20 protein-coding genes are annotated in these 23,026 nt (G+C 72.5%); 9 read left to right on the top strand and 11 right to left on the bottom strand.

All coding sequences use genetic code 11. The features are described 5' to 3' along the window. Positions 1 to 4: 4 nt before the first annotated feature. From ACZ7LU_RS29185 to rsmH, 4 genes are read right to left on the bottom strand one after another with little or no spacing between them, the layout of a single operon-like run. Complete coding sequence (locus ACZ7LU_RS29185; protein ID WP_398307197.1) at positions 5 to 1,657, bottom strand: UDP-N-acetylmuramoyl-L-alanyl-D-glutamate--2,6-diaminopimelate ligase; 1,653 nt, start codon at positions 1,655 to 1,657, stop codon at positions 5 to 7. Positions 1,658 to 1,676: 19 nt separating this feature from the next. After that, positions 1,677 to 3,641 carry a peptidoglycan D,D-transpeptidase FtsI family protein gene (locus ACZ7LU_RS29180; RefSeq protein WP_471145166.1) on the bottom strand — a complete coding sequence of 655 codons (1,965 nt, stop codon included), beginning with the start codon at positions 3,639 to 3,641 and terminating at the stop codon, positions 1,677 to 1,679. Positions 3,642 to 3,646: 5 nt separating this feature from the next. Then, positions 3,647 to 4,210 (bottom strand): cell division protein FtsL, encoded by a 564-nt coding sequence (ftsL, locus tag ACZ7LU_RS29175; protein ID WP_470980875.1) that lies wholly within the window; start codon positions 4,208 to 4,210, stop codon positions 3,647 to 3,649. A 50-nt stretch (positions 4,211 to 4,260) separates the two neighbouring features. Continuing rightward, positions 4,261 to 5,220, bottom strand: coding sequence for a 16S rRNA (cytosine(1402)-N(4))-methyltransferase RsmH (rsmH, locus tag ACZ7LU_RS29170; protein ID WP_398307191.1), 960 nt, complete (start codon positions 5,218 to 5,220; stop codon positions 4,261 to 4,263). Positions 5,221 to 5,639: 419 nt separating this feature from the next. Here rsmH and ACZ7LU_RS29165 point away from each other — a divergent pair, with 419 nt between their 5' ends. The 4 genes from ACZ7LU_RS29165 to ACZ7LU_RS29150 all read left to right on the top strand — a co-directional run bounded on the left by ACZ7LU_RS29165 (position 5,640) and on the right by ACZ7LU_RS29150 (position 11,286). Continuing rightward, positions 5,640 to 6,197: a beta-class carbonic anhydrase gene (locus ACZ7LU_RS29165; RefSeq protein ID WP_398307189.1), complete on the top strand. Its 558-nt coding sequence runs from the start codon at positions 5,640 to 5,642 to the stop codon at positions 6,195 to 6,197. 220 nt (positions 6,198 to 6,417) lie between these two features. Next, the gene (locus tag ACZ7LU_RS29160) at positions 6,418 to 7,440 is read left to right on the top strand and encodes an AAA family ATPase (protein WP_398307187.1); all 1,023 of its coding nucleotides are present in this window, start codon (positions 6,418 to 6,420) and stop codon (positions 7,438 to 7,440) included. After that, complete coding sequence (locus ACZ7LU_RS29155) at positions 7,440 to 8,807, top strand: DUF58 domain-containing protein (protein WP_468083611.1); 1,368 nt, start codon at positions 7,440 to 7,442, stop codon at positions 8,805 to 8,807. The genes ACZ7LU_RS29160 and ACZ7LU_RS29155 overlap by 1 nt, the downstream gene beginning before the upstream one ends. Before the next feature lie 52 nt (positions 8,808 to 8,859). After that, a complete protein-coding gene (locus tag ACZ7LU_RS29150) occupies positions 8,860 to 11,286 on the top strand; it encodes a transglutaminase TgpA family protein (protein WP_471918454.1) in 2,427 nt (808 codons plus the stop codon). 194 nt (positions 11,287 to 11,480) lie between these two features. Here the strand turns inward: ACZ7LU_RS29150 and ACZ7LU_RS29145 are convergent, their stop codons facing one another. From ACZ7LU_RS29145 to ACZ7LU_RS29135, 3 genes are all read right to left on the bottom strand, one after another. Then, positions 11,481 to 11,894: a DUF3040 domain-containing protein gene (locus ACZ7LU_RS29145; RefSeq protein ID WP_398307182.1), complete on the bottom strand. Its 414-nt coding sequence runs from the start codon at positions 11,892 to 11,894 to the stop codon at positions 11,481 to 11,483. A gap of 274 nt (positions 11,895 to 12,168) precedes the next feature. Then, a complete protein-coding gene (locus ACZ7LU_RS29140) occupies positions 12,169 to 13,005 on the bottom strand; it encodes a class I SAM-dependent methyltransferase (RefSeq protein ID WP_398307180.1) in 837 nt (278 codons plus the stop codon). A gap of 97 nt (positions 13,006 to 13,102) precedes the next feature. Next, a complete protein-coding gene (locus tag ACZ7LU_RS29135; RefSeq protein WP_398307178.1) occupies positions 13,103 to 13,651 on the bottom strand; it encodes an SAV_6107 family HEPN domain-containing protein in 549 nt (182 codons plus the stop codon). 185 nt (positions 13,652 to 13,836) lie between these two features. Between ACZ7LU_RS29135 and ACZ7LU_RS29130 the strand changes: the two genes are divergently transcribed. The 5 genes from ACZ7LU_RS29130 (at position 13,837) to ACZ7LU_RS29110 (ending at position 19,861) form a co-directional block, all read left to right on the top strand. Continuing rightward, positions 13,837 to 14,658 carry an ATP-binding cassette domain-containing protein gene (locus tag ACZ7LU_RS29130; RefSeq protein WP_471918453.1) on the top strand — a complete coding sequence of 274 codons (822 nt, stop codon included), beginning with the start codon at positions 13,837 to 13,839 and terminating at the stop codon, positions 14,656 to 14,658. Continuing rightward, positions 14,630 to 16,714, top strand: a complete 2,085-nt coding sequence (locus ACZ7LU_RS29125; protein WP_471918452.1) for a YhgE/Pip family protein — start codon at positions 14,630 to 14,632, stop codon at positions 16,712 to 16,714. Before ACZ7LU_RS29130 ends, ACZ7LU_RS29125 begins: the two co-directional genes overlap by 29 nt. A 17-nt stretch (positions 16,715 to 16,731) precedes the next feature. Further along, complete coding sequence (locus ACZ7LU_RS29120) at positions 16,732 to 17,352, top strand: TetR/AcrR family transcriptional regulator (protein ID WP_362992455.1); 621 nt, start codon at positions 16,732 to 16,734, stop codon at positions 17,350 to 17,352. Between the two features lie 364 nt (positions 17,353 to 17,716). Further along, positions 17,717 to 18,331 carry a DUF4126 domain-containing protein gene (locus ACZ7LU_RS29115; RefSeq protein WP_398307172.1) on the top strand — a complete coding sequence of 205 codons (615 nt, stop codon included), beginning with the start codon at positions 17,717 to 17,719 and terminating at the stop codon, positions 18,329 to 18,331. A gap of 30 nt (positions 18,332 to 18,361) precedes the next feature. Then, on the top strand, positions 18,362 to 19,861 hold the full coding sequence (locus tag ACZ7LU_RS29110; RefSeq protein ID WP_471918451.1) for a phytoene desaturase family protein: 1,500 nt from the start codon (positions 18,362 to 18,364) through the stop codon (positions 19,859 to 19,861). A 10-nt stretch (positions 19,862 to 19,871) separates the two neighbouring features. Here ACZ7LU_RS29110 and ACZ7LU_RS29105 read toward each other — a convergent pair whose 3' ends face one another. From ACZ7LU_RS29105 to ACZ7LU_RS29090, 4 genes are all read right to left on the bottom strand, one after another. After that, a complete protein-coding gene (locus ACZ7LU_RS29105) occupies positions 19,872 to 20,822 on the bottom strand; it encodes an SCO2102 family sporulation regulator (protein ID WP_471918450.1) in 951 nt (316 codons plus the stop codon). A gap of 51 nt (positions 20,823 to 20,873) precedes the next feature. Continuing rightward, positions 20,874 to 21,791, bottom strand: a complete 918-nt coding sequence (metF, locus tag ACZ7LU_RS29100; RefSeq protein ID WP_398307166.1) for a methylenetetrahydrofolate reductase [NAD(P)H] — start codon at positions 21,789 to 21,791, stop codon at positions 20,874 to 20,876. Positions 21,792 to 21,894: 103 nt separating this feature from the next. After that, on the bottom strand, positions 21,895 to 22,545 hold the full coding sequence (gene thiE, locus ACZ7LU_RS29095) for a thiamine phosphate synthase (protein WP_398307164.1): 651 nt from the start codon (positions 22,543 to 22,545) through the stop codon (positions 21,895 to 21,897). A 99-nt stretch (positions 22,546 to 22,644) separates the two neighbouring features. Further along, positions 22,645 to 23,010: an Rv2175c family DNA-binding protein gene (locus tag ACZ7LU_RS29090; protein WP_362992467.1), complete on the bottom strand. Its 366-nt coding sequence runs from the start codon at positions 23,008 to 23,010 to the stop codon at positions 22,645 to 22,647. Between the last annotated feature and the right edge of the window lie 16 nt (positions 23,011 to 23,026).

The following is a 23,026-nucleotide window of genomic DNA, read 5'->3' as shown; positions in this document are numbered from 1 at the left end:
AACTTCATCCCTGGGTTTGCTGGATAGCTTCGCGAAGTACCTGGCGGTCGTCGAAGGGACGCACCACCCCGGCGATGTCCTGTCCCTGCTCGTGGCCCTTGCCCGCGACGAGGACGGTGTCACCCGGCCGCGCGCGGACGACGGCCGCGCGGATGGCGGCGGCGCGGTCCTCGAACACGGCGACGTCGCCGCGCTCGTGGGCCGGGACCTCGGCGGCGCCGGCGAGCATCGTGGCGAGGATCGCGAGGGGGTCCTCGCCACGGGGGTTGTCGGAGGTCAGTACGGCGGTGTCGGCGAGGCGGGCCGCGGCCGCGCCCATCGGCATCCGCTTGGTCTTGTCCCGGTCGCCGCCGCAGCCGAGCACGATGTGCAGCTTGCCCTCGGTGACCTTGCGCAGCGCGCGCAGGACCGATTCGACGGCGTCCGTCTTGTGGGCGTAGTCGACGACGGCCAGGTAGGGCTGGCCCGCGTCGACGCGCTCCAGGCGGCCCGGCACGCCGGGCACCGCGCCGATGCCGTCGGCGGCCTGCTGCGGGTCGATCCCCGCGACGGCCAGCGAGACGATCGCGGCGAGGGTGTTGGCGACGTTGAAGGGGCCCGCGAGCGGCGACTTGGCGGCGATCCGCTCGCCGGCGGGGCCGACCGCGACGAACGTCGAGTCGAGCGGCCCGACCTCGACGTCCTCGGCACGCCAGTCGGCGTCCGGGTGCCCCTCGGCGGAGAAGGTGGTGACGGGCACCTCCGACTCGGTGATGAGCCGGCGCCCGTACTCGTCGTCGAAGTTGACCACTCCGAGGCGCGAGCGGTGCTTGGTGAACAGCTGCGCCTTGGCCTGGAAGTAGTCCTCCATGCCGGAGTGGAACTCCATGTGCTCCGGGCTGAGGTTGTTGAAGACGGCGACGTCGAAGACGCAGCCGTCCACCCGCCCGAGCACCAGCGCGTGGCTGGAGACCTCCATCGCGACCGCCTCGACGCCGCGCTCGCGCATCACCGCGAACAGCGCCTGGAGGTCGGTGGCTTCGGGGGTGGTGCGCTCCGACTTGATGCGCTCGTCGCCGATGCGCATCTCGACCGTGCCGATGAGGCCGGTCGAGCGGACGCCCTTGAGGCCGCCCTCGATGAGGTACGCGGTGGTGGTCTTCCCGGACGTGCCGGTGATGCCGATCTGCAGCAGGTCGCGGCCGGGGTGGCCGTAGACCGTCGCCGCCAGCTCGCCCATGCTGCCGCGCGGGTCGTCGACGACCAGGACCGGCAGTCCGGTCACGGCCGCGCGTTCGGCGCCGGTCGGGTCGGTGAGCACCGCGGCGGCACCGAGGTCGGCGGCCTGCGCGACGAAGTCGGCGCCGTGCATCCGGGCGCCGGGCAGCGCGGCGTAGAGGTCGCCGGGCCGCACGGCGCGCGAGTCGTGCGTGATACCCGTGATCTGCGCACTGCCCGGGTCGGCGACGCCCAGCTGGCCTGCGAGCTCCGTCAGCGAGGTCGGGGAGACCCGGTCCGGCCGCGGCGGTCCCGGATATGTCACGGGAACGCCCTTCTGGGTGGTTTGGGACTGATCAGCGTGTGGCACGGCGGTGAGCGTACCGGGCGTACCCCTCTCGGAGCGAAGTGAGGGGCGTGCCGGGGGGTGGTTCCCCGAGCCTGGCGTGATGGTTGTCACGAGCTGTTCCTGGTGGGTCTCAGGGCTTGAAGGTCACCGGGAGGCGGGCCGGGCCGCTTCCGGTGGGCGGTACTTGGAGCGTCTTGAGGGCGAACTCCATGACTTCCTTGTAGATGGGTCCGCAGATCTGGCCGCCGAAGTAGCTTCCCTTGGTGGCGTTCTGGATGGCGCAGTAGACCGTGACGCGCGGCTTGTCGGCGGGCGCGAAGCCGGCGAACGACGAGGTGTAGCCCTTGTAGCGGCCGGTGGCCGGGTCGACCCGGTTGGCCGTACCGGTCTTGCCCGCGACGCGGTAGCCGGGGATGCGGGCCTTGGTGCCGGTGCCCTCTTCGTCGTCGACGACGGATTCGAGCATCTGCGAGACGGTCTTCGCCGTCTTCTCGCTCACCACCCGGGTCTTCTTGGGCTTCGGCGCGGGCGTGAAGCGGCCGTCGGGGCCCTTGGTGCCGCGCACCAAAGTGGGTTCGACGCGTACGCCGCCGTTGGCGATGGTCGAGTAGACCGACGCGGCCTGCATGGCGTTGATCGAGACACCTTGGCCGAAGGGGATCGTGAACTGCTGCGAGGTGGACCACTTGTCGGCGGGCGCGAGGATGCCGGAGGTCTCGCCGGGGAAGCCGAGCCCGGTCTCCTTGCCGAGGCCGAACTTCCGCAGGTACGAGTAGAGGACCCGGTTGGCCTCCTTCTGCGTCCTGCCGAGCTCTCCGGTGGCGAGGATCGTGCCGATGTTGGAGGACTTGGCGAGCACGCCGTTGAGCGTCAGGTGCCAGGTGGGGTGGTCGATGTCGTCCTGGAAGAGGCGGTCGCCGCGGTGCAGCCGGTTGGGCACCGTCACGTGCGTGCCGGGCGTGGCGGCGTTCTCTTCCAGGACGGCGGCCATCGACATGACCTTGGCGGTGGAGCCCGGCTCGAAGGCGTCCTGAAGGGCGGCGTTGCCGAGGGCGGCGCCGTCGGCCCGCGAGAGGTCGTTCGGGTCGAAGCCGGGGGCGTTGGCCATCGCGAGGACCTCGCCGGTCCGCGTGTCCTGCACTATCACGTAGCCACGGTCGGCCTGGGACTTCCTGACCTGCTCGCTGATGGCGTTCTGCGCTGCCCACTGGATGTCGCGGTCGATGGTGAGCTCGACGTCGGAGCCGGGCACGGCGGGCGTCTCCGTGGAGCCCGCCGTCGGCACCTGGCGGCCGCCGGACTGGGCGTAGCGGACCTTGCCGTCCTCGCCGGCCAGCTGCTTGTCGAGCTGTGCCTCCAGGCCGCCCGCGCCCTTGCCGTCGGAGTTGACCCAGCCCAGTATCCCGGCGCCGAGGTCGTCGTTCGGATAGACCCGCTTGCTGCTCGGGTCGGCGAGGACGCCCGCCAGGACGTTCGGCGATGCGGGGTCGGTGCCCGCTTTCTCGGCGAGGGCGCCGCGCAGGTCCTTGATCTGCTTCCACACCTGGGGGCTCTGGCGGCGGGCGAGCAGGACGTAGCGCGTCTTGGGGGTCTTGAGCTTCGCGGTGAGCTCGGCGACGTCCTTGTCGAGGATCGGGGCCAGCAGCGCGGCCGCCTGCTCGGGCGCGTCGTCGGTCTTCATCTCCTTCGGCGTGAACAGCGTGGGGTCCGCCGTGATGTCGTACGCGTCCACACTGGCGGCCAGTTCGACGCCGGCGCGGTCGGTGATGCGCCCGCGCTCGGCGGCCAGGGTGTGGGTGAAGTAGCGGTTCTTCTCGGCCTTGGCGGCGTACGCGCTGGCGTCGACGGCCTGCACCTGCAGCAGCCGTACGACGAAGGCGAGCATCACCAGCGTCAGGCCGAGGCTGACCATGCGCAGGCGCGGCCGTGGGCTGCCCAGGCGGATGGTGCGGGCCTTGGCCTTGCCCTTGGCTGCGGGCCTGCGGGCTGTGGGGCGGCCGCCCGGCGCGGGGCGGCGCGGGGCGCTTGCCTTGGCCGGGCGGACGGGCTTCGCGGGTCCTGGCACCCGGCGCCGCGGGGGTTCCCTGTCGGGCACTTGCGTCACCTGCCGGAGGTCGTCGTGGGGAGGCCGGGCTGCGCGGGCGCCTGGGCGGCGGGGGTGGGGGCGGGCGGCGGCGGGGCGGATGCGGTGGCGTCGGGGGCCGGGGGCGGCACGGGGGGTGCGACCGGGATCGAGACGGTCGCCGCGGGGGACGCGACCTCCTGCGGGCGCGGCGCGGGGTACCCCAGTGACGAGGGGCGGGCCGCGGCGCCCGGCACGCCGCGCACGGTTCCGTCGGGGTCGAGGAAGGCCGGGTCGCCGCCGGGGACCATGCCGAGCTCACGGGCGCGGCGCTGGAGGGCGTCGGGGGCCGCATAGCCGTCCACTTCGCGCTGGAGCTCCTGCTCCTCCTCGGTGAGCTCCTTGGTCTCCTTCTTCAGCTCGCTCAGCTGGAACGAGCCTTCGTTGAGGGAGGAGTTCAGGATGAGCAGCACGATCAGGCCGCCGCCGAGGAGCACGACGACGAGGAGGACGAAGGGCGTGCGCGCGGCCTGGGTCGGGCCCTGGGGCAGCAGCCGTGCGAGGCGGGCGGCCCTCCCCCGCAGCTCGGGCTTCTTGCTCATGGAGCCTCCTCGCGGACTCTGATCAGCGGACTCTGATCAGCGGGTGCTGCTCAGCGGACGTCTTCGCGTACGCGCTGCGCGCCCCGCAGCCGGGCCGGGGCCGCCCTGCGGTTCTCGGCGACCTCTTCCTCTGTGGGGAGTTCGGCGCCGCGCGTCAGAAGCTTGAGCCGCGGCTGGTAGCGCTCGGGGACGACGGGCAGGCCGGGCGGTGCGGTGTTCGCGGCGCCGGCCGCGAACACCTGCTTGACCAGGCGGTCCTCCAGCGAGTGGTACGAGAGGACGGCGATCCGGCCGCCGACGGCGAGTGCCTGGACCGCGGCGGGAATGGCCCGTTCCAGGACGCTCAGCTCACCGTTGACCTCGATGCGCAGGGCCTGGAAGGTGCGCTTGGCGGGGTTGCCGCCGGTGCGCTTGGCGGCCTGCGGCAGCGAGTCGCGGATGAGCTCGACGAGCCGCGCGCTGTTGCTGAACGGCTCCTTCTCGCGTTCGCGGACGACGGCGCTCACGATGCGCTTGGCCTGCTTCTCCTCGCCGTACTGGCGCAGGATCCGCACCAGTTCGCCCGGTGCGTACGTGTTGAGGACCTCGGCGGCGCTGATGCCGGTCGTCTGGTCCATGCGCATGTCGAGGGGGGCGTCCTGGGCGTACGCGAAGCCGCGGTCGGCCTCGTCGAGCTGCATGGAGGAGACGCCGAGGTCGAAGAGGACGCCCTGGACGCGGGGGATGCCGAGGCGGTCGAGCACGTCGGGGAGTTCGTCGTAGACCGCGTGGACCAGGGTGGCCCGGTCGCCGTAGGGGGCGAGCCGCTCGCCGGAGAGGCGCAGCGCTTCCTTGTCGCGGTCCAGGGCGACGAGGCGGGCGGCCGGGAAGGTGGCGAGGAGGGCCTCGCTGTGGCCGCCGAGTCCAAGGGTGCAGTCGACGACGACGGCGCCCGGCTCGGCGAGCGCGGGGGCCAACATGTCCAGGCACCGCTGGAGCATCACCGGGACGTGTCGGCTGTTGTCGCTCAAGGGGCCCTCTCAGGTCCGGCGCGGCGTGCGCACGCACCGCCGGGTCCCCACCCGCTCCGTGAAGGGGAATGGACTGCTGGCGCCGGGGAAGTGGCGTCAGCCGACCGGGAGCGGGAGGAGGCCGAGCCGTACGTACGCGCCGCGCACGTGGGGGGATTCTGGGAATCCCCGGGATGTGCGGTCCAGCAGGGAGCAGGTCACGTCTCCCGCTTCGCGTCACTTTAGTCCACCGTGTCTCCCGGTCAATCAACCGGCCTGCGCGTCGCCGACCGGCCCCGACAGGGGTGCGGAGCCGGTGGGCTCACCCGTTCGGCCGTACTCCGGCCGGCCTGTGGGTTAGCTCACAACAAGAGTCTTTGACGTTCTTTGTCCCTCCTCACAGCGGGCCCGGACGATCAACGCGCATTAACGTCTAAGCCATGTCGACTTCCGCAGCCTCCCCGGATAACACGCCCGCTGAGCCCCTCGGCGACATAGCCGCGGGGACGGTCACCGACCGCCTCGTGGACGCGAACGCGAAATACGCCTCCGAGTTCACCGACCCCGGCATGGACGCCCGCCCCGTCCTGCGCGTCGCCGTCGTCGCGTGCATGGACGCCCGTCTCGACCTGCACGAGGCACTCGGCCTCGAACTGGGCGACTGCCACACCATCCGCAACGCGGGCGGTGTGGTGACCGACGACGTCGTCCGCTCCCTGACCATCAGCCAGCGCGCGCTCGGCACCCGCAGCGTGGTCCTCATCCACCACACCGGCTGCGGCCTCGAGACCCTCACCGAGGAGTTCCGCCAGGACCTGGAGAACGAGGTCGGCCAGCGGCCGACGTGGGCGGTGGAGTCCTTCCGCGACGTCGACCAGGACGTGCGACAGTCGATGGAGCGGGTGCGGACCTCGCCGTTCCTGCTGCACACCGACGACATCCGGGGCTTCGTCTTCGACGTGAAGACGGGTCTGCTGCGGGAGATCCACCCCGCGTGACGGACAAAGCGTCGTAGGACCCGACAAATCGCCGCCAGTTATCCACAGGCGAGTGACACGACCCGGTATGCCCAACAACAATGCGGGGGTGGCATCACGCAGAACCATTCATGTGTGGCGCCCGTGAATTCGGGGTGTACCGGGTCGCACGCTTGAGTGGCGGCCCGACTGGGGTATCCCCTGCTCCTTGGGAGTGCGGGGAAGGGCCGAGGAGGGCCGGGTGACGACCTATGACGATCGAGCGAGCCTCACAGATCTGACCACGACAGCGGAGCGTGTCCGCAGGTCGGTGGAGGGTGTGATCGAGGGCAAGCCAGAGGTCGTACGGCTTTCGCTGACCGTGCTCCTCGCGGAGGGGCACCTGCTCATCGAGGATGTGCCGGGCGTGGGCAAGACCATGCTCGCCAAGGCGCTGGCGCGGTCCATCGACTGCTCCGTGCGGAGGATCCAGTTCACACCGGATCTGCTGCCGTCGGACATCACCGGCGTGTCCATATTCGACCAGCAGCGCAGGGACTTCGAGTTCAAACCGGGCGCGATCTTCGCGCAGATCGTGATCGGCGACGAGATCAACCGCGCGTCTCCGAAGACGCAGTCCGCGCTCCTGGAGTCCATGGAGGAGCGCCAGGTCACCATCGACGGGCAGACCTATGAACTGCCCAGCCCGTTCATGGTCGTGGCCACCCAGAACCCCGTCGAGATGGAGGGGACCTACCCGCTGCCCGAGGCGCAGCGCGACCGCTTCATGGCGCGGGTCTCGATCGGCTATCCCGGGCCCGAGGCCGAGCTCCAGATGCTCGACGTCCACGGCGGCGTCTCGCCCCTGGACGACCTCCAGCCGGTGGCGCACGCGCACGACATCGTGAAGCTCATCGACGCCGTGCGCACGGTCCACGTGGCCGATCCCGTCCGGCGGTACGCGGTGGACCTGGTCGGCGCGACCCGCAACCACCCGGACCTCAGACTCGGCGCGTCCCCGCGCGCGACGCTGCACCTGCTGCGCGCCGCCAAGGCCTCCGCCGCGCTCAGCGGCCGCGAGTTCGCCCTGCCGGACGACGTGCAGGCACTGGCCGTCGCCGTCCTCGCGCACCGCCTGCTGCCCACGGCCCAGGCCCAGCTGAACCGCCGTACGGCCGAGTCCGTCGTCCTGGAGATCCTCCAGCGCACCCCGGTGCCCGCCGCCACGCCACCGGGCACCGGCGCCTACTTCGACCAGCAGCCGCCCGGCGCCCGGAGGCTGTGATGGCCCTCGGGGGGAGCCCGGCGGGCCCCGCCGAGGACGAGAAGGGCGGGGTGCGCACGGCCCTCGCGGGCCTGACCACCCGCGGCCGCTCCTTCCTGGCCGCCGGCGTCGCCGCCGCCGTCTGCGCCTACGTCCTCGGCCAGAGCGACCTGCTGCGCGTCGGACTGCTGCTCGCCGTGCTGCCGCTGGTGTGCGCGACGGTCCTGTTCCGCACCCGCTACCGCGTCGCGGGCAGCCGCAGGCTCTCCCCCGCGCGCGTGCCCGCCGGTTCGGAGGCGCGCGTCCACCTGCGGATGGACAACGTCTCGCGGCTGCCCACCGGCCTCCTCATGCTCCAGGACCGGGTGCCGTACGTGCTTGGGCCGCGGCCCCGCTTCGTGCTCGACCGCGTCGAGGCGGGCGGGCGGCGCGAGGTGTCCTACCGCGTCCGCTCCGACCTGCGCGGCCGTTACCCGCTGGGCCCCCTGCAACTGCGCCTGACGGACCCCTTCGGGATGTGCGAACTGACGCGCTCCTTCTCGACGTACGACATGCTGACGGTCATCCCGCGCGTGACGGCCCTGCCACCGGTGCGGCTCACCGGCGAGGCGAAGGGGTACGGCGACGGGCGGAACCGCTCGCTGGCGCTGGCCGGCGAGGACGACGTCATCCCGCGCGGGTACCGGCACGGCGACGACCTGCGCCGGGTGCACTGGCGCTCCACCGCGCGCTACGGCGAGCTGATGGTGCGCCGCGAGGAGCAGCCCCAGCGGGCCCGCTGCACGGTGCTCCTGGACACCCGGGGCGTCGGCTTCCGGGGCGCGGGGCCCGACTCGGCCTTCGAGTGGGCGGTGTCGGGCACGGCGTCCGCCCTGGTGCACATGCTCGAACGGGGCTTCTCGGTGCGCCTGTTGACCGACGCCGGCACCTCCGTGCCGGGCGAGGGCTCGGACGGCTTCGCGGGCTCCGGCCAGGAGTCGGCGGACGCGGCCGGACTGATGATGGACACCCTCGCGGTGATCGACCACTCGGACGGCGCCGGGCTCTCCCGGGCCTACGACGTGCTCCGCGGCGGGAACGAAGGGCTTCTCGTCGCCTTCCTCGGCGACCTGGCGGAGGAGCAGGCGGCGGTGGTCGCCAAGATGCGCCAGCGCAGCGGCGCCGCGGTCGCCTTCGTGCTGGACAGCGCGGCCTGGGCGCAGGGCCAGGGCGCCCCGCCGTCCGAGGCCGGTGACGCGCGCGTGCGGATGCTCCGGGAGGCGGGCTGGACGGCCCTCGCCGTGCCGCCGGGCGCGGATCTCGCGGACCTGTGGCGGCAGGCGGACCACGCCCGCACGAGCGCGGGCCCCGCGCCCGCGGCGGGCACGACGACCGGGGGATGGGCATGAGCGGCCGGGGACGTACGGCAGCGGGGGGACGCAAGACAGTGGGGGGACGGTCATGAGCGGGCGCGCGCGGCTCGCGGTGTGTGCCACCGCGGCCACCCTGATGGCGTCGGGCTCGCTGCTGCCGCTGGTCGACCCGGCGACGTGGTTCCTGCAGGCGGTGATCCTGCTGGTGCTCCAGAGCGGGGTGGGCGCGCTGGCCCGGCGGGTGCCGCTGGCCAGGCCGCTGACCGTGGCGGTGCAGGCGCTGGTGTCGCTCTTCCTGCTGACGCTGGTCTTCGCCCGTGAACAGGCCCTCGCGGGGATCGTGCCCGGACCCGAGGTCTTCCAGCGGTTCGGCCTGCTCCTGGAGGCCGGGGGCAACGACGTCAGCAAGTACATGATCCCGGCGCCCCTCAGCGACGGCATACGGCTGATGCTGGTCGGCGGTGTCCTGGTCATCGGCCTCGCGGTGGACGCGCTCGCGGTGACGTTCCGCACCGCGGCCCCCGCCGGGCTTCCGCTGCTCGCCCTGTACTCGGTCGCGGCGGGGCTCTCCGACGGCGGCGCCGGATGGCTGTGGTTCCTGCTGGCCGCGGCCGGCTATCTGCTGCTGCTCCTGGCGGAGGGGCGGGACCGGCTCTCGCAGTGGGGCCGGGTGTTCGGCGGCGCGGCGCGCGCGCCGGGCCGGGTCTCCGGAGGTCTGGAGAGCAACAGCGGGGCGCTCGCCCCGGTCCGCACGGGACGGCGCATCGGGGCCGTGGCCCTCGGCATCGCCCTGGTGGTGCCGCTCGCGCTGCCCGCCCTGGACGGTGGCCTGCTGGACGGCTCCGGCGGTCCGGGGGGCGGCGGCTCGGGCGGCGGCGGCACGATCTCGGCCGTGAACCCCCTGGTCGCGCTCCAGGACAGCCTGAACCAGCCGGAGGACCGCGAGGTCCTCTCGTACCGTACGAACGCCGAGTCGACCAACGACCTGTACCTGCGCATCGTCTCGCTCGACCAGTTCGACGGCACGACGTGGAAGACCACCGTCCGGCGCATCCAGGACGTGCCGTCACCGCTGCCCGACCCCGTCGGCCTGCGCCCCGACGTCCGCAGGACAGAGATCCAGACGAACCTCTCGGCCGCCGACAGCTACGCGCAGAACTGGCTGCCCATGCCCTTCCCCGCCAGCCAGGTCGAGATCGGCGGCCGCTGGCGGTTCGAGCCGGTCGGCCGCGCCCTCGTCGGCGACCGGGGCCAGACCACGCGAGACGCCCGGTACCAGGTCAAGAGCCTGGTCGTGGAGCCCACGGCCGAGCAGCTGGCCGCCGCGCCCGCGCCGCCGGACGACTTGCGGCGCGAGTTCACCGACGTACCGGAGTCGCTCCCTGCGATGGTCGGCGAAAGGGCCCGGCAGGTCACCAAGGGCGCCGCGAATCCTTACGAGCAGGCGGTCAAGCTCCAGGACTACTTCGCCTCGGACGGCGGCTTCACGTACAACACGCAGGTGCGGGCGGGCAGCGGGCCCTCCGCGATCGAGCGGTTCCTGAAGCAGAAGGAAGGCTTCTGCGTCCACTTCTCCTTCGCGATGGCCTCCATGGCGCGGACCCTGGGGATCCCCGCGCGGGTCGCGGTGGGCTTCACGCCGGGCACCGCGCGGGGGGACGGTTCGATGTCGGTCGGGCTGCGGGACGCGCACGCCTGGCCCGAGCTGTACTTCGAGGGCGTGGGCTGGACCCGTTTCGAGCCGACCCCGAGCCGCGGCACGGTGCCCGACTACACCCGTTCGGACGTCCCTTCGGGCGACGTCGGCGACCCGGACACCCCGGAGCCCGCCGAGTCCGCCGAGCCGTCCACGGCGCCTTCCGCGTCGGACAGCTGCCCGCCCGACATGAAGAAGCAGGGCGGCTGCGCGAGCGCCGCCCCGCAGGTCGCGGCCGGATCGGGCGGTGAAGGACCGCCCATCGGGATGATCGTGGGCATCGGCCTCGCGGCGCTGCTCGTCCTCGGCGTGCCGCTGCTGCCCCTGCTGTGGCGGACCCGGATCCGGGCGGTGCGGCTGGGATCCGGCGGCCGCACCGAGGCGGAGGCAGCGGCGCGGACGCTGGCGGCCTGGCTCGAAGTGACCGATACGGCCTGGGACCACGGCATCGCGCCGGACGAGTCGCTGACCCCCCGGAAGGCCGCGGCGCGCATCGTCCGTGTCGGACAGCTGACCGCGGGCCCCGCGGAGGCCGTCCATCGGGTGGCGGCCGCGGTGGAACAGGTGCTCTACGCCCCGCGCCCGCAGCCCGCAACCGGACTGGCCGAGGACGTCCGGCGGGTACGGGACGGGTTGAACGCCTCGGTGGGCCGGGCCACCCGGCTGCGCGTGACGCTCGCGCCGCGTTCGGCCGCGCGGGTGGTGTGGGCGGTCTCGGACCGGTGGGCGGCGTTCGGCGCGCGCCGGCGGGAACAGGCTGCGAGGGCGTGGGCGACGGTCGCGCGGAAACTGCCGCGGCGGGCCGGGCAGGAGGGCTGAGGGCCGGGACGGGCCTCCCGGGGGCGGGTGCCTCCGGGAGGGGCGGTGCCTCCGGAGGGGCGCCTCCCTCCCCGCCCCGCCCGGCGGAGCATCGTCAGGCAGGTGCGTACACACGTGTGAGGGGTGACCGCCCCACCGGGCGGCCACCCCTCACACATTGCCTTGTCTGCTCGGTCAGTCCTGAGCGGCTGCGCTCACTGACCGCCCTGCTGTTCGTCGCGGCGGCGCTGCCACCGCTGCTCGATGCGGTCCATCACTGAGCGGCGCTGCCTCGCCTGCCGTGGGGCCGCGGCCCCGCCCGGCGCGGCGGCCGTGCCCGAAGGTTGTTCGCCCGGCTTCGGCGCTTTGCGCCAACCGGTGACGGCGAGCACCGCGCAGCCCAGCATGACGAGGAACCCCACCACGCTGATCCAGATCTGCTGGGCGACCATTCCGGCCATGAGAAGGGCGATACCCACCAGGAAGCCCGCGACCGCTTGGTAGACCCGCTTCCGGGTGTACGTACGCAGCCCGCTTCCCTCAAGCGCTGTCGCGAACTTGGGATCTTCGGCGTACAGCGCTCGCTCCATCTGCTCGAGCATGCGCTGCTCGTGCTCCGAGAGCGGCACGGAGTCCTCCTCATCGTGCAGTCGCCGGGGCGACCGGGGGTCCCCTTCAGGATAGGCAGGGAATCGCCCCCGTGAAACCCGCCCCTCTACGCCAACTTCGCCAAACCGGACCTTCACGCCGATCCGGCTCGCTGAAGCGTGCATTCCCCAGCGGCCGAACCCTCATGCAGAACGGTGTCCCTCGATCATACGGCGCCCGTAGCCCGTTCGGGGGGCCTGTGGCGTACTCCATGTGCGGCTGCGGCCCTGATCAGCCGGTCGGCCGCCGGGCGCCTCAGGCCCCGGTGGCGTCCCGCACCTCGCCGAGCACGTGCAGCTGGGTGGCCACGGAGTGGAAGGCGGGCAGCTCCGCGGCGGCTGCCTCCAGCTTGAGGAGGGCCTCCAGGGCGCCCGGCTCGGTGTCCACGAGGACGCCGGGGACCAGGTCGGCGAAGACCCGGACGCCGTGCACCGCGTCGACGCGCACGCCCGCGGCCTCGACGAGACCGGTGAGCTGCTCGGCGGTGAAGCGCCGCGGCACGGGGTCGCCCGCGCCCCAGCGGCCCGCCGGGTCGGTGAGCGCGGTCTGCGCCTCCTTGAAGTGCCCGGCGAGGGCCCGCGCGAGCACGGCGCCGCCGAGGCCCGCGCCGAGCAGGCTGAGGACGCCGGAGGGGCGCAGCGCGTCCACGGCGAGGCGCACGCCCTCGGCGGGGTCGTCCACGTACTCCAGGACGCCGTGGCACAGGACCGCGTCGAAGCCGCCGCGCTCGACGACGTCGAAGAGGCCGAGCACGTCTCCCTGGACGCCGCGCACGCGGTCGGCGACGCCGGCCTCGGCGGCCCGGCGCTCCAGCGCGAACAGGGCGTTCGGACTGGGGTCGACGACGGTGACGCGGTGGCCGAGGCGGGCGACCGGCACCGCGAAGTTGCCGCTGCCGCCTCCGGTGTCGAGCACGTCCAGTTCGGTGCGCGACTCCCGGCCTGTGACCTGGACGCGGCGGTCGAGGGCGTCCTTGAGGACGTCCCAGACCACGGCGGTACGGAGAGAAGCGCGCGGACGAGGGGGGTCGGAGCGCAGCGACGCCGGCTGAGAGTGGTGGTGGGAGGCGGGCGGGCGCATCGGGTCCGACACGGCAGTTGACTCCTCGGCGCGTGGGGTGCGAACGCCTCCACCCTATTGCCTGCGGAACCGTGCCCCGGCCATGCCTCCCGGGGCACGGACGGGCCGGTCAGCCCGCGTCCGGCGGCTCCCGGCCCGCGTCCTGCGGCTCCTGCCGGGGCTGGGGCAGCACGGGCTGGAGCACGAGCATCCGCTCGACGATGCGCAGGAACATCGCGACGTCGCGGAGCAGGTCGTCGGCGTCGCGGGCGGTGGCGGCGGCCGCTATGCCGGCCTCGGCGCGGGCCCGCCGGGCGGCGCCGGAGGCGAACAGGGCGCTCCACTCGGTCAGTTCGGGAGCTATTTCGGGGAGGACTTCCCAGGCGCTGCGGATGCGCTGCCTGCGGCGCGGGGTCGCCTCGGGGCGGCCGCGCGCGGCGAGGACGGCGGCGGCGGTGCGCAGGGCGGCGAGGTGGGCGGTGGCATAGCGCTCGTGGGGGGCGTCGAGGCGGGCGGCCTCGTCGATTCCGGCGCGGGCCTGGGCGAGCAGTTCGAGAGCGGCGGGCGGGGCGGTCGCGCGGCGCAGGACGGGGTGGACATCGCTCGCCGGGCCGGTCAGTGAGGGAGCAGGGCCGACGGCGCGGTGCCGGCGGGCGGCTGCTGCGGAAGTGCTGGCCATGACGAACCTCCTGTCGTCGTGTGACGGCGCAGTGGCCGTATGTGCCCATCGTGGAGTACGCCACTGACAATCGGCTCTGACCTGGGGCTTTGCCACGATGGTGGGTTCGGGCCTACTTTTGTACTGACCAGTCAGTTCAAAAGCCGGTCCGTTGAGGCCGGCCCGATGCAGGGGCAGGGGGGACTGTGGACGGTCCGACCGACGGCGCGCGCGGAGCCGCCGTCACCGCCGAGGAGTTCGGGCTCGAGGGGCCGCGCGGCTGGGCGTTCCGCGGCATCGGTTTCGAAGCGGAGCCCGGGTCGCTGGTCGCGCTGGAGGGCCCTTCCGGTTCCGGCCGCACCTGTCTTCTGCTCGCGCTCACGGGACGTATGCGTGCCACCGAGGGCCACGCGTCCGTGGGCCGCTTCCGCCTGCCCGGGCAGCTGGCCGCGGTGCGCCGGATCAGCGGGCTCGGCCCCGTGCCCGGCGTCACCGACCTGGACCCGGCCCTGACCGTCGCCGAGCATCTGCACGAACGGGCGCTCCTGGAGCGGCGGTTCGGCGGACCGCTGCGCGGTCTGCTGCGGCCCCGCGCCGAGCGGGCAGCGGAGACGCGGCTGCGCGTCGAGACCGCGCTGGCCGCCGCCGGGCTCGACGTGGAGAGCCTGCCCAAGGGGCGGCGGACCTCCGTGCGCGACTTGGAGCGGCTGGAGGCGCTGCGGCTCTCCGTGGCCCTGGCCCTGATCGGCCGGCCGCGCGTGCTCGGCGTCGACGACACCGACCTGAAGCTCTCGGACGCCGAACGGGCCGAGGCGTGGGGGATGTTGAAGTCCCTCACGGAGCGCGGGACGACCGTCCTCGCGGTCTGCAGTGAGGCTCCGGAGGGCGCGGTCGTGGTCCGCACCGACACCACCCGCCTCACCGACACCTCCCGCCCCACAGGCACCTCCCACCCCACAGGCGCCACCCTCCGCACCGACGACGACAAGGAGACGGCGGATGCGCTCCCCGAAACTGGCCGCGCTTGAGCTCAGGCGCTTCGGCAGGGGGAAGCTGCCGCGAGCCGCGCTCGTCGCCCTCCTGCTGCTCCCCCTGCTCTACGGCGCGCTGTACCTGTGGTCGTTCTGGGATCCGTACGGCCACCTGAACCGCATTCCCGTGGCGCTCGTCAACGACGACAAGGGAGCCACCGCGCAGGGCAAGAAGCTCGCGGCGGGCGACAACATCGTCGAGGGGCTGCGCGACAGCAAGACCTTCGAGTGGCACGAGGTGAGTGACGCCGAGGCACGCAAGGGCGTGGAGGACGGGACGTACTACCTGTCGCTGACCATGCCCACGGACTTCAGCAAGCGCATCGCGTCCAGTTCGGGGGACTCTCCGGAGACTGGTGCCCTGCAGGTGCACACGAACGACGCCAACAACTACATCGTCGGGCAGATCTCGCGGACGGTCTTCTCCGAGGTGCGCTCCGCCGCGTCCACGAAGGCGTCGCGTTCCTTCCTCGACAAGATCTTCATCTCGTTCTCCGACATCCACGGAGCGACGCAGAAGGCCGCCGACGGCGCCGACAAGCTGGACGACGGCATCGGCAAGGCGAAGAAGGGCACCAAGGACCTCGCGAACGGCCTGAAGGACGCCAAGAAGGGCAGCGGCGACCTCGCCGGGGGCATCAAGAGGCTCCACACGGGCGCGGGCAAGCTCGAGGACGGCTCGAAGAAGGTCGCGGACGGCACGCAGAAGCTGGCCGACAGGGTCAACGGCGCGGCGGACAAGGTGCGGCCCTTCCTGAAGGACAACGGCAAGAGCATCGGCCACACGGCCCAGCTCGTCGCCGACTCCTCCAAGGCGATGCGCCGCAACCTGGGCACCTGGGTCAAGATCGCGCCCGGCGCGGCAGAGGGCGCCGAGAAGGCCTCGCGGATCATGGACGACTTCTATACGAAGCAGTGCGTGAAGGCCCCCGTGCCCGACCCCGGCTGCCCGGAGTTCAAGAAGGCCAGGAAGGCCGCGGAGGACGTGTCGACCATCGCGGACGACATGAACACCGTGATCAAGGACCAGAACAGCGACGTCAAGAAGCTCGACAAGCACCTGGCCACGCTCCACAAGAAGTCCCAGGCGCTCGCCGACCGCGCCCCGCACCTCGACGAGGACCTGAACACCGCCGTCACGCAGATCAACGACCTCAACAAGGGCGCGGGCAAGGTCGCCAAGGGCGCCAAGAAGATCCACACCGGCCTGGGTACCGCCAAGACCGGCGCCGAGGACCTCGACACGGGCATCGGCAAGCTGGAGACCGGTGCGGGCGACCTCAAGGGCGGCATGTTCAAGCTGGCCGACGGCTCCGCGAAGCTGTCCGGCGGGCTGCACGACGGCGTCAAGAAGATCCCGGACTACGACAAGAAGGACCGTGACGAGCGCACCGGAGTCATGTCCGACCCCGTGCGGCTCGCCTCCCAGTCGCTGCACAAGGCGCCCAACTACGGCACGGGCTTCGCGCCGTACTTCATCCCGCTCTCCCTGTGGGTCGGCGCGATGGTGGCGTACATGCTGATCCAGCCGCTCAACCGGCGCGCGCTCGCGGCGGGCGCCTCCGCGTGGCGCATCGCGATCGCGGGCTGGCTGCCGGTGGCGGCCCTGGGGGTGCTCCAGACCGCGGCCCTGCTCTCGGTCCTGCACTGGGGGCTCGGCCTCGAGATGGCCCGGGCGGCCGGGACGGTGGGCTTCCTCTGCCTGGTGACCGCGTGCTTCGCGGCGATCGTGCAGTGGCTCAACGCCCGCTTCGGAGCGGCCGGGCGGATCCTCGTCCTCGCCGCGCTGATGCTGCAGCTGACGTCGGCGGGCGGCACGTACCCCGTGCAGACGAGCCCCGGCTTCTTCGGCGCGATCCACCCCTTCCTGCCGATGAGTTACGTCGTCGAGGCTCTCCGGAGGCTCATCACGGGCGGCGGCCTCGGCCCCGTCTGGCAGGGTTGCGCGGTTCTGTCGGCCTTCACCCTGGGCGCCCTCGCGCTGACCGCGCTCTCCGCGCGCCGCAAGCAGGTGTGGACCCTGGACCGGCTGCACCCGGAGCTGAGCCTGTGAGTGTGAGAATCAGGACCATGGACAGCAGTGCAGTCAGCACCCGCCGCGAGGCCACTCGGCAGAAGCTCTACGAGGCCGCCGTCACCCTCATCGCCGAGCAGGGTTTCTCGGCCACGACGGTCGACGAGATCGCCGAACGGGCCGGCGTCGCGAAGGGCACCGTCTACTACAACTTCGCCAGCAAATCGGTCCTCTTCGAAGAGCTGCTGCGGCACGGCGTCGGTCTGCTGACCGCCTCCCTGAAGGAGGCCGCGGAGGAGGCCGACAGGAGCGGTGGCAGCAGGGTCGACGCCCTCGACGCGATGATCCGCGCGGGTCTGGTCTTCATCAACCGCTATCCGGCCTTCACCCAGCTGTACGTCGCCGAGCTGTGGCGCACCAACCGGGCCTGGCAGTCCACGCTGCTCGTGGTCAGGCAGCAGGCCGTCGCGGTGGTCGAGGACGTGCTGCGGGCCGGCGTGGAGAACGGTGAGCTGAGCGAGGAGATCGACATCCCGCTGACGGCCGCCGCGCTCGTCGGCATGGTCCTGGTGGCCGCGCTGGACTGGCAGGCCTTCCAGCCGGAGCGCTCGCTGGACGACGTGCACGCGGCCCTGTCGCGGCTGCTGCAGGGCCGGGTCAGCGGCACGCGCGCGTAGGGACACGAAAACTCCGTACAACGGCGCCGGTCCGGTGTCCCCCGTCACCGGGCGGCACCGGACCGGCGCTTTCTTCGTGTCCCCCCGTGACCCCCGTGCGACCCCCGTTTGGTCGTCCCCCCGAGTCACCCCCGTACCTCGCTCCCGCCGTGTCGGCGGGAGGAGCGGCCAAGGGCGCGGCACCGTTCCGCCGCCCCGTGTCGGCGGTACCCGTACCGCGCCCTTCTCCGTGCCCCACACTCTTCCGTCTGCGCAGGTGGGGCCCCATCCGCGCGGGTACTCATCTCACCCACTAGGTACGGATACTCAGGCGTACGCACTCATCCCCAGGCCGCTTCGCCCCCGACTGGTTACGATCACGTCCGTGTCCGTACTCCCCCTGGTGTTCACCAGCGGCTGGGCGAGCGGGATCAACGCGTACGCCGTTGTCCTGTTGCTCGGCGTCTTCGGCGCGACCGGAGTCAGCGACGAGGTGCCCGAGGCGCTGCAGCGGCCCGATGTGCTGATCGCGGCCGGTGTGCTCTTCGTGTGCGAGGCCGTCGCCGACAAGATCCCGTACGTCGATTCGGTCTGGGACACGGCGCACACCGTGATCCGGCCGGTCTCCGGCGCCGTGGTGGGTGCGCTCCTCGCGGGGCAGAGCGGGTCCCTGCCCGACCTGGCCGCGGGCGCGGTGGGCGGCACGACCGCGCTGGCCAGCCATGCGGTGAAGGCCGGCACCCGGATGGCGATCAACACCTCACCGGAGCCGTTCAGCAACGTCGTGATGAGCACGGCCGAGGATCTCGGCGTCGGCGGCGTCATCAGCTTCGCGATGTTCTACCCGGAGGCCGCCGCGATCATCGCGGCCGTGCTGCTCCTGCTCGGCCTGTTCCTGCTGTTCTTCCTCGTCTCGCGGATCCGGCGGTTCCTGCGGCGCAGGGCGCAGCGGCGCGAGGAGAAGCGTCTCGCGGAGCGGACCGGGCCACCCCCGCCGTGACTGTCGGTGGCTGCCGATAAAGTCCCTGGCATGGCACGGATTGTGGTGATCGGCGCCGGTCTCGGCGCGATGACGGCGGCCGCCCGGCTGGCCGTCGCTGGCCACCGGGTGGTGGTGTACGAGCGCGGCGCGACGTACGGCGGCGCGCTCGGCCGCGTCGAGCGGGACGGCTTCGCCTTCGACACCGGACCGGGGCTGCTCCAGCTCCCCGCGGTCTACCGCGACCTGTTCGTCAAGACGGGCAAGGAGCCGCTGGAGAAGTGCGTCGAGCTGTCCCAGGTGGAGCCCGCCGTGCGCCACGTCTTCGCGGACGGCACCGCGGCCGACCTGCCGAACGCCTCGCGGGCGGGCGTGGGCGAGGCCCTGGACACGGCTCTCGGCGAGGGCGCGGGCGCGCGCTGGTCGGCGTTCATGAACCGCGCCAGGGAGGCCTGGGACCGCACCCGCCGCCCCCTCCTGGAAGAGCCCCTCTGGCCGAACTGGGAGGTGCTCGCCGCCCGCGAGCCGTATCCCTCGGTGCCGCTCAAGCGCCTGCTGCGCCGGGAGCGCCGCGCGGTCACGGTCAGCGAGGTCGGCGATCTTGAGCTGGGCGGCGACCCGCGGCTGATCGCGCTCCTGGAGCAGTTCGCCCTCGCGCACGGCCTGGATCCCCGCGCGACACCGGCGAGCGCGGCCGTCCTGCCCTATCTGGAGCAGACGTTCGGCACCTGGTCGGCGCGGGGCGGCATGCGCTCCCTGGCCCGTGCGGTGTACGAGCGGTGCGTCGCCCGGCGCGTCGAGTTCGTGTTCGACTCGGCGGTGACGCGGATCGTGGAGAAGGACGGCCGGGCGGCGGGCGTGGAGCTCGCGGACGGCACCGTCGCGGACGCGGACTTCGTGGTCGCCGGTGTGGCTCCCACACTTTTGGACGGCATGCTGCCCGGCAGGGCCCTGCGGGCGGAGGGTGACGTCCCCGCGCGCTCGGGCATGCCCAGCAGGCTGACGGTGCTTCTGGCGCTGTCCGGGGCGCGTCCCGAGGGCACCCCGCTGCGGACGGTGCTGCACTCGGCCGACCGGCAGGACGAACTCGACCGCCTCTTCGGTGAGCGGCCCGGACTCCCCGCCTCGCCCACCGTCGCGGTGCTGAGCCCCGACGACCCGGACCTGACGCCGGACGACGCGCACGAGGCGGTGACGCTCACGGTGACGGTGCCCGCGCACCTGGAGATCACCCCGGCGGACGTGGAGCGGGTGATATCCCGCGCCGAGGCCGTGGTCCCGGATCTCCGGAGCCGCCTCCTGTGGCACGAGGTCCGCACCCCGGCCGACATCGCGGAGGCCACCGGGGCCGACGGCGGCGCGGTCCCGGCCCCGGCGCTCGCGGCGGCCGACGGGAAGCTGCTGCACCCGTCCAACAGCACGCGGCTCCAGGGCCTGTTCGCCGTCGGCGGCTGGGCGCACCCCGGCGGCGGCCTGCCGCACGCGGGCATGTCGGGCACGCTCGTCGCGGGCCTGATCGTGGAGGGCCCGGAGTTCCGCGGCTCCCAGTGAGCACCGTGCCTCAGTAGCGGTACTGCTGCTCGTTGTAGCCCTGCCCGTCGTATCCAGGAGGTCCGTCCTGGTACGGGGGTTGCGGCTGCTCGGGCGGCAGTTCGCCGCCGTACTGGTCGTCGGTGGTGCGCTGCTGCGGCACCCAGACGCCGCCCGGCGGGGTGTCCTCGTACGTACCGCCGAGGGAGCCGCTGTAGGTGTCGCCGCCGTACGGGGCGTACTGCTGCGGGTCGCCGTAGGTGTCGTAGCTCTGCCGCGCGCCGTAGGTCTGCGTGCCGATGTACGGGTCGGAGTAGGCGGCGTACTGCTGCTGGCCGGTCTCGTCGTACGCGTAGTTCTGCTGGCCGTGCTGCTGAGCGTGGAGCGGGTCGAAGCCGGCGTAGGCCGCGGCGTCGTAGCCGTAGCCGTCGCTCTGGTGGGTGTCGCCCGCGCTCGGCGGGGCGTAGGCCGCGTCGCTGTACACGCCGTACTGCCCGGTGTCGTCGGGCAGCGGCTCCGGCTCGTATATCCCGCCGACGGGAATGTCCGGGCCGTGCGCGGGCGGCGGCGGAACCTGGTCGTACGCCAAGCCGGAGACGTCCGGATCGGCGACGTCCGGACCGGCCGCTCCCCCGTCGGACACTTCCAGGTCGGAGACCTGGAGCGTCGGTTCCTGCACGGCTGTCGCGGCCCGCGCCGGCCGCTTGCGGCGCTTGCTCAGGCCCGGCCGCCCGCCGAGCGCCCAGCCGGTGGAGAAGCCCTGGCGGAACGACATCGTCACGTACGTCTGGCCGGTGGCGAACGCGATGGCGCCGATCCCGATGAGCCACACCGCCGGGATCAGCACACCGACGACGACGCCGAGGAAGCCCACGAAGGCGAGCAGGCGCCAGCGCAGCCTCGCCTTGTACTGCAGCAGCACCTCGCCGAGCAGCCACAGCGCGACGCATCCGAACGCGATGTAGAGGACCGTCCAGCCCATGTACGCCCCTCTCCCCTACGGTCGCCGCCCCTCGGGTGCGGGTACGACCGTTCAGGCCTGGTGGTGCAGGCCCAGATTCTCGTAGATTTCCAGCGTCGCCGTGGAGTTGTTCAGCGTGATGAAGTGCAGACCGGGCACGCCTTCGGCCAGCAATCGCGCGCAGAACTCCGTCGCGAACTCGATGCCAATGGAGCGTACAGCGGCGGGATCGTCCTTGACCGAGAGGATCCGCTCTTTCAGCTCGGCCGGGAACACGGCGTTGCTGAGCTGCGGCAGCCGGTCGAGCTGGCGGACGTTGGTGACCGGCATCATCTCGGGGATGATCGGCGTCCGGCAGCCCGCCGCCTCGACGCGGTCGCGCAGCCGCAGGTACTCCTCGGGGTCGAAGAACATCTGCGTGATCGCGTAGTCCGCGCCGGCCCGGCACTTGTCGATGAAGTGCCGGGTGTCGGACTCCCAGTCGGGCGAGCGCGGATGCATCGCGGGAAAGGCGGCGACACCCACGCAGAAGTCGCCGGACTCCTTGATGAGTTCGACCAGTTCGGCGGCGTAGGTGAGGCCCTCGGGGTGCGCGATCCAGTCGCCGAGCGGGTCGCCGGGCGGGTCGCCGCGGACCGCGAGCATGTTCCGGATCCCGGCGTCCGCGTACTGCCCGATGATGTTGCGCAGCTCGGCCACGGAGTGGTCGACCGCCGTCAGGTGCGCGACCGGCGTCAGCGTCGTGTCGGCGACGATCTGCTGGGTCTCCTTGACCGTGCCGGTGCGCGTCGAGCCGCCCGCGCCGTAGGTCACGGAGACGAAGTCCGGGGCGACCGCCTCGACCCGCCGCAGCGCGTTCCAGAGGTTCCGCTGGCCCTTCGGGGTCTTCGGAGCGGAGAACTCGAACGAAAATGTCGTTTTCCCGGTCGCGAGCATGTCGCGCACCGTGCGCGCACGGTCAGTCCTGGTCGAAGCTGTGCCTGAGGCCATATGGGCAGGTTAGCCAGGCCGCGACGGTCACCCAACCAGACCTGGGGGATTTAGCCGATTTGCCGCTTTGTTGTCCACGGATCGGACACTCCCGGGCTGTTGCTCAGACGGATGTGCGGAGCCGCTTCGCGAACTCCGCGGCGGCGGCTCCGGGGTCGTCGGCCTCGGTGATCGCCCGCACGACGACGACGCGCCGTGCACCCGCCTCCAGCACCTCGTCCAGGTTGCCCGCGTCGATGCCGCCGATGGCGAACCAGGGCCGGTCCGTGCCGAGCGAGGCGGTGTACCGGACGAGGTCGAGGCCCGGGGCGTGGCGGCCCGGCTTGGTGGGCGTGGGCCAGCACGGCCCCGTGCAGAAGTAGTCCACGCCCTCCTGGACGGCGGCCGCGGCGGCCTCCGACTCGGCGTGCGTGGAGCGCCCGATGAGGACGTCCTCGCCGAGGATGGCGCGGGCGGCGGGGACGGGCAGGTCGCCCTGGCCGAGGTGCAGCACGTCGGCGCCGACGGCGTGCGCGACGTCCGCGCGGTCGTTCACCGCGAAGAGCTTGCCGTGCCGCCGTGCGGCGTCGGCGAAGACCTGGAGGTGCGCCAGCTCCTCGCCGGCCTCCATGCCCTTGTCGCGCAGCTGCACGATGTCGACGCCGCCCGCGAGGACGGCGTCGAGGAACTCCGGGAGGTCTCCCTGCCGCTTGCGGGCGTCCGTGCAGAGATAGAGCCGGGCGTCCGCGAGCCGGGTGCGGTGGTCGGCGGCCATGGAGAAGTCCCCCCGTTGTCGGTGGCGTACCGGACCGCGTGATCGCACGCGGTCCGGTAGGCCGGACGGTGTGTTCAGGTCAGACGGCCTTGCGCCTGCTCAGACGGCGAGCGCCTGGGCGCGGCGCTTCACCTCCGTGCCGCGATTCTCGCCCAGCGCCTGCACGGGGGTGCCGGGCAGGGTCGGGTCGGGGGTGAAGAGCCACTCGAGCATCTCCTCGTCGGAGAAGCCGTCGTCCCTCAGGAGCGTCAGGGTGCCGGCGAGGCCCTTGACGACCTTGTCGCCGTCGATGAAGGCGGCGGGCACCTGGAGCGCCCGGTTCTCCCCACGGCGTACGGCGATCAGCTGGCCCTCCTTGACCAGCTGGCGCACGCGGGTCACCTCGACATCGAGCATTTCCGCGATGTCGGGGAGGTGCAGCCAGGCAGGGACAAGAGCGTCAGTCTTTGCGTCAATCTCGGTCACCGTCCCAGCGTATCTC

This window comes from Streptomyces sp. NPDC039462, from assembly GCF_055639375.1.
The sequence above is the reverse complement of the archived record's forward strand: the minus strand, read 5'-3'. Positions and strand labels throughout refer to the sequence as shown.

Excerpts from the sequence above, each read along its gene's own strand:
- ACZ7LU_RS29150 (WP_471918454.1), top strand. The coding sequence starts at position 8,860 with ATGAGCGGGCGCGCGCGGCTCGCGGTGTGTGCCACCGCGGCCACCCTG.
- metF (WP_398307166.1), bottom strand. The coding sequence starts at position 21,791 with ATGGCCTCAGGCACAGCTTCGACCAGGACTGACCGTGCGCGCACGGTG.
- ACZ7LU_RS29110 (WP_471918451.1), top strand. The coding sequence starts at position 18,362 with ATGGCACGGATTGTGGTGATCGGCGCCGGTCTCGGCGCGATGACGGCG.
- ftsL (WP_470980875.1), bottom strand. The coding sequence starts at position 4,210 with ATGAGCAAGAAGCCCGAGCTGCGGGGGAGGGCCGCCCGCCTCGCACGG.
- ACZ7LU_RS29125 (WP_471918452.1), top strand. The coding sequence starts at position 14,630 with ATGCGCTCCCCGAAACTGGCCGCGCTTGAGCTCAGGCGCTTCGGCAGG.
- ACZ7LU_RS29120 (WP_362992455.1), top strand. The coding sequence starts at position 16,732 with ATGGACAGCAGTGCAGTCAGCACCCGCCGCGAGGCCACTCGGCAGAAG.
- ACZ7LU_RS29165 (WP_398307189.1), top strand. The coding sequence starts at position 5,640 with ATGTCGACTTCCGCAGCCTCCCCGGATAACACGCCCGCTGAGCCCCTC.
- ACZ7LU_RS29135 (WP_398307178.1), bottom strand. The coding sequence starts at position 13,651 with ATGGCCAGCACTTCCGCAGCAGCCGCCCGCCGGCACCGCGCCGTCGGC.
- ACZ7LU_RS29155 (WP_468083611.1), top strand. The coding sequence starts at position 7,440 with ATGGCCCTCGGGGGGAGCCCGGCGGGCCCCGCCGAGGACGAGAAGGGC.
- thiE (WP_398307164.1), bottom strand. The coding sequence starts at position 22,545 with ATGGCCGCCGACCACCGCACCCGGCTCGCGGACGCCCGGCTCTATCTC.
- ACZ7LU_RS29105 (WP_471918450.1), bottom strand. The coding sequence starts at position 20,822 with ATGGGCTGGACGGTCCTCTACATCGCGTTCGGATGCGTCGCGCTGTGG.